Below are 5,388 nucleotides of genomic sequence, written 5' to 3' on the forward strand. Positions count from 1 at the left end.
CTCTTCATAGGAGAAACTTTCAAGAAGCCTTCTAATGTGTCCTGAGCATCCGTTCCGCGGCAATCTCATCGTTGTGATTCTGACGAGCACCTTTTGCGAAGAAGAATCACTCCTTTGACTTTTTTTGAAACTCTCAGTTCTCTCTGAAAATTTCTTGCAAATTCCGTTGCAAGTTATAAAATATGAAAAGAGTTTGCAAAGCGTGGAGGAAAAGGTGGACGGAACAGACAAGAACTTAAATGGAAAGTTGTCTAAGAATGATACTGATTTAACTTTCATCACAAATGAACAAAATGAGAGTCTCAAACAAAGATTCGAAGTTCTGATTAAAGATACAAGATTTTTTGATTGCCTTGTCGGATATTTTTATACAAGCGGGTTTCATTTAATATATAAATCATTGGAAAATACTGAAAAGATAAGAATTCTCATAGGAATAGCTACAAGCAGGGAAATATATGACTTATTAAGAGCTGCAGACCAAGAGAATGAACAATTACTGCAATTCTCTCATGCGGAAACAAAGGAATTGTTTAAAGGATTAATCCCAGAAGAACTGAATGAGTCAGAAGATAACTTGAAAGTTGAAGAAGGGATAGAGAAATTCAAGGAATGGATAAGAAGTGGTAAGCTAGAAATAAGAGCATATCCGTCCCGGGATATCCATGCGAAGCTATATATAATGACTTTTAGTGAAGGGGATAGAGATGTTGGTAGAGTCATTACCGGTTCAAGCAATTTTACGAAAGCTGGCTTAGTGGACAATCTTGAGTTTAACATAGAGCTGAAAAACAAGGCTGACTACGAATTTGCCAAGAAAAAATTCGAAGAATTGTGGCAATCTGCTGTTGATGTAAGTGAAGATTACATCCAGACCGTTGAGCAAAAAACATGGCTCAATCAAAACATTACCCCTTATGAGCTTTATCTCAGGTTCTTGTACGAATATTTCAGAGACCAACTGAACATAACAGACGAGGTATTTGTTAAGTATCTTCCCGAAAATTTTATGAAGCTTGAATATCAAGAACAAGCAGTCATAAACGCAAAGAAAATCCTTGAGGAATACGGAGGAGTTTTCATTTCAGATGTTGTTGGCCTTGGGAAAACGTATGTGGCAGCAATGCTAGCGGGACAACTTGATGGAAGGACTCTTGTAATTGCTCCACCAGTTCTATTGGACAAGCACAATACTGGGTCATGGCCGAATGTTTTCTCGGATTTTAGAATCGCTTCTGATTTTGAATCAATTGGAAAGCTTGAAGCTATTATCGATAGAGGTGTTGAAAAGTACAAAAATATTATCATAGATGAAGCACACCGATTCAGAACAGAAACTAATATTACTTATGAAAATATGGCACAAATTTGCAGAGGGAAAAGAGTGATCCTGGTGACTGCAACACCCTATAACAACTACCCTAAGGACATTTTGAGTCAGATGAAACTGTTTCAAAATGCGAAGAAAAGCACAATCCCAAATCTACCAGACCTGGAGAGATTCTTCAATAATTTATACGAAAGACTTAAGAAAACCGACAGGCAAGAGAATTATGAAGACTACCTAAGAATTGTAAAGCAAAATGCAAAAGAAATTCGCGAAAAAGTTTTAAAATATCTAATGGTTAGAAGAACCAGGGAAGAAATTGTGAAGTACTTTGAGTCTGACCTAAAGGAACAAGGACTCAAATTCCCAGAAGTTGAAAATCCGAAGCCCCTTTTCTATGAATTGAACGAGGAGGAGGATAAGATTTTCAGTAGCACGATAGAACTTATTACGCAGAAATTCAAGTACTCTCGATATACCCCTTTACTTTATCTCAAGGAAGGAATAACACAGCCAGAGCAGATGTCACAGAGGAACATGGGAAAGTTTATGAAAATTTTGTTGGTAAAAAGATTGGAAAGTAGCTTTTTTGCCTTCAGGAATTCCATAGACAGATTTATTAAATCGTATGAAATGTTTATAAAGGAATTCAATAATGGAAATGTCTATGTAAGCAAAAAATATGCAAACAAGATTTTCGAGTTGTTGGAAAGCGATGATGATGAAGCAATTCAGAAGCTTATAGATGAAGGCAAGGCTGATAGGTACTCAAATGATGACTTTGGTAGTGGCTTCAGCACTGACTTGCAAAACGATCTTGAGATTCTAGTACAGATTAAAAACCTCTGGCAAAGAATTGACAGGGACCCAAAGCTTTTGAAATTTATATCTGAACTTAAGCAAAACAATATTTTAAAAAAGAATAAACCGATCGTTTTCACTGAATCAAAAGAAACCGCAGAATATCTATCAGAGCAATTGCGGCGAAGCCTTGGCGAATCGGTGCTTTGTTTTTCAGGGAGTTCCGGAGAAGTAGTTCGAGATAAAGTGATTGAAAACTTTGACGCCAGAGCCAGCCATCCGAAGGATGAATTTAGAATCTTAGTATCAACCGAAGTTATGTCGGAGGGTGTCAACCTTCATCGGTCTAATGTTGTTATAAATTACGATATTCCTTGGAACCCCACGAGAATGATGCAAAGGGTAGGGCGTATTAATCGTGTTGACACGAAATTTGACAAAATTTATACATTCAATTTCTTCCCTACCAGACAATCAAACGATGAAATTAAACTAAAGGAAGTAGCGGAATCAAAGATCAATGCGTTTCTTACACTGCTCGGAGGCGACGCAGCACTTCTTACCGAAGGCGAACCTGTTGGTTCTCATGAATTGTTTGATCGCTTAATTTCCAAGAAAACCATTACTGGCGAGGACGGAACTGACGAAAGTGAACTGAAATATCTCCAGGTAATAAGGAGTATTCGCGACAAAGATCCAGAGCTATTCGAAAAGATAAAGCGCTTACCCAAAAAGGCTCGCACCGCAAAAGAATACAAAGAGAACTATGACTCTCTCATAACTTACTTTAGGTATGGCAAGACTCAAAAGTTTTTCATAGCAAGCAATTCCCAAGATTCTCAAGAGCTTGACTTTATGACAGCAGCTAAAATGATTGAAAGCCCCCCCAAAGAGGCGAAAGAGAAATTGGGAACGGAGTATTATGAGTTGCTTGATAAAAACAAAAAGGCATTTAAGTTTACGACAGCTGAAGAGATCGTTGCCACGACTCATAGAGGAGGAAGAGATAGCAGCTCAAGCATACTTAGAATTCTAAAATTGACACTTAAGAATACGCAGCAATTTACTGAAGAACAGGAATCATATCTCAAAACGGTGATAACAAAGCTCGAAGAAGGCGGATTACCAAAACAAACAGCAAAAGAAACGCTAAAGGCTTTGAATGAGCTTAAGCGTGATATCATGAATCCGCTTAAAGTACTCGCAACCCTTCAAACCAACATACCACAGGCGCTTCTCCAAAGCCATTATGCCGAGCGAAATATATCACGGAGTGGAAAAAGAGAGGTTATTTTATCGTTATTCCTGAAAGGAGATAAGAATGGATAAACAACAGGCTCAGCGTATTATAAAAGAAACTTTTGAGAATTCTTTTGACGAAGCGCAGTTTGTTTATTTTATCAAGAACTTGCTCAATTCTATCGAAGAAAAGCGCTTTATCTATAGAGGCAATTTCATTCCTGATGCTTATGAACAATACATAAACACGCTTGAGCGCATAGGAAAGTATACCGACGGAGAAAATGACATAGATATTCTTATCGTAAAGCTGAAAAAGGAAACTTCGATTGAGCGAGCAAGAACTATGCAGAGGAATTTCATATCCTGGTATTTGAATGGAAGCCGTGGTGATAAATTGAAAGATGCAGCACTGGTTGCTTTTGTCTCTCCAAACAACGATGACTGGAGATTTTCTCTTGTGAAAATGGACTATAGATTTGAGGAAGGTAAAAACGGCAAAATGAAAGTCAAAGAGGAGTTTACCCCTTCTCACAGGTGGTCATTCCTTGTTGGTAAAAACGAGAAAAGCCACACTGCGCAAAGTAGGTTTATCCCAATGCTTATGGACGACGCCAACAATCCAAATCTTGCACAACTGGAAGAGGCCTTCAATATTGAAAAGGTTACAAAAGAATTCTTCGAAAAGTATCGTGACCTCTTCTTATGGACCAAGGAAGAGCTGGATAAAACTGCATCTAAAGACGAGAGAATAAAAACTGAGTTTAATACTAATGACATCAATACCGTTGATTTTGCAAAAAAGCTTCTTGGTCAGATTATATTTCTTTATTTCCTTCAGAAAAAGGGATGGTTTGGAGTAAAAAGAGACGGCTTGTGGGGAACGGGGCCGAAGAATTTTTTAAGAGAACTTTTCGAAGGCAAACACACAAAATACGATAACTTTTTTAACGATATTTTAGAGCCGCTTTTTTATGAAGCTCTAAGAAATGATCGAACTTATGACGACCATTATTTTAGCATGTTCAAATGCAAGATTCCTTTTTTAAACGGCGGACTATTTGATCCGATGAATAATTACGACTGGAAAATAACTGATATTCTTTTGCCAAATGAACTGTTTTCAAATTCAAATAAAACTAAAGAAGGCGATATAGGCAATGGTATTTTGGATGTATTTGACCGCTACAACTTTACTATCAAAGAGGATGAACCGCTCGAAAAGGAAGTTGCTATTGACCCAGAGATGCTTGGGAAAGCGTATGAGAAATTCAATGCCATCCGTCCCGATAACTATGAAGAATACAAGAATGCATTGCAAAGTGGACAAAAGGGTGCTGAAAGTCAATTCAACAAACAATACGGTGTTTATTATACGCCACGTGAGATTGTCCACTATATGTGCCAACAGAGTTTGATCAGTTATCTAATAACGGAACTTGGAAACAGAGTTAGTAAAGGGGCGATCGAGTTTCTAATCTTGAGAGGAGAGGAGTATGTAGAGCATTTAAGAACTGCAAAGCAGAGAAGAGAAGATGGCAAAAATTCAGACCGTTATAAGGAGCACGAATATTTCACTGAATTAAAGGTCTATGCTAAAGAGATAGACGAATGCTTGTCTAATGTTAAAGTTTGTGACCCGGCAATTGGCTCTGGAGCTTTTCCTGTTGGAATGATGACGGAAATAATTAAAGCAAGATTATTCTTTTCAGAAACAAAATGTTTAGGAGATTCTTATAGAAATAAACAAGGAGATGAGGTTAGAAGAAATACTTATAACTATAAGCGTGACTGTATCCAAAATTCCCTTTACGGAGTTGACATAGACCAAGGCGCAGTGGAAATTGCTAAGCTAAGACTGTGGCTTTCACTTATTGTAGACGAAGAGGATATAAAAAACATTAAACCACTTCCTAACCTTGATTATAAGGTAATGCAGGGTAACAGTTTAGTCGAATTAGTTAATAGCGAATCATCAAAAACAGAAATAGATCTAAAGAGAGTTGAAATAGTTAAAGAAC

Annotated in this window: 2 protein-coding genes; both read left to right on the forward strand. The window is 37.5% G+C overall.

Going from position 1 to position 5,388, the window contains the following annotated elements:
• The first annotated feature begins 214 nt into the window (after positions 1-214).
• Positions 215-3,457: a helicase-related protein gene (locus ACP5SP_RS07280; RefSeq protein WP_428076371.1), complete on the forward strand. Its 3,243-nt coding sequence runs from the start codon at positions 215-217 to the stop codon at positions 3,455-3,457.
• A partial coding sequence (locus tag ACP5SP_RS07285; RefSeq protein WP_428076372.1) for an Eco57I restriction-modification methylase domain-containing protein occupies positions 3,450-5,388 on the forward strand: 1,939 nt, incomplete at its 3' end. The genes ACP5SP_RS07280 and ACP5SP_RS07285, both read left to right, overlap by 8 nt.

The organism is Caldisericum sp. (assembly GCF_049967455.1).
In the GTDB taxonomy this organism is placed as follows: domain Bacteria; phylum Caldisericota; class Caldisericia; order Caldisericales; family Caldisericaceae; genus Caldisericum; species Caldisericum exile_A.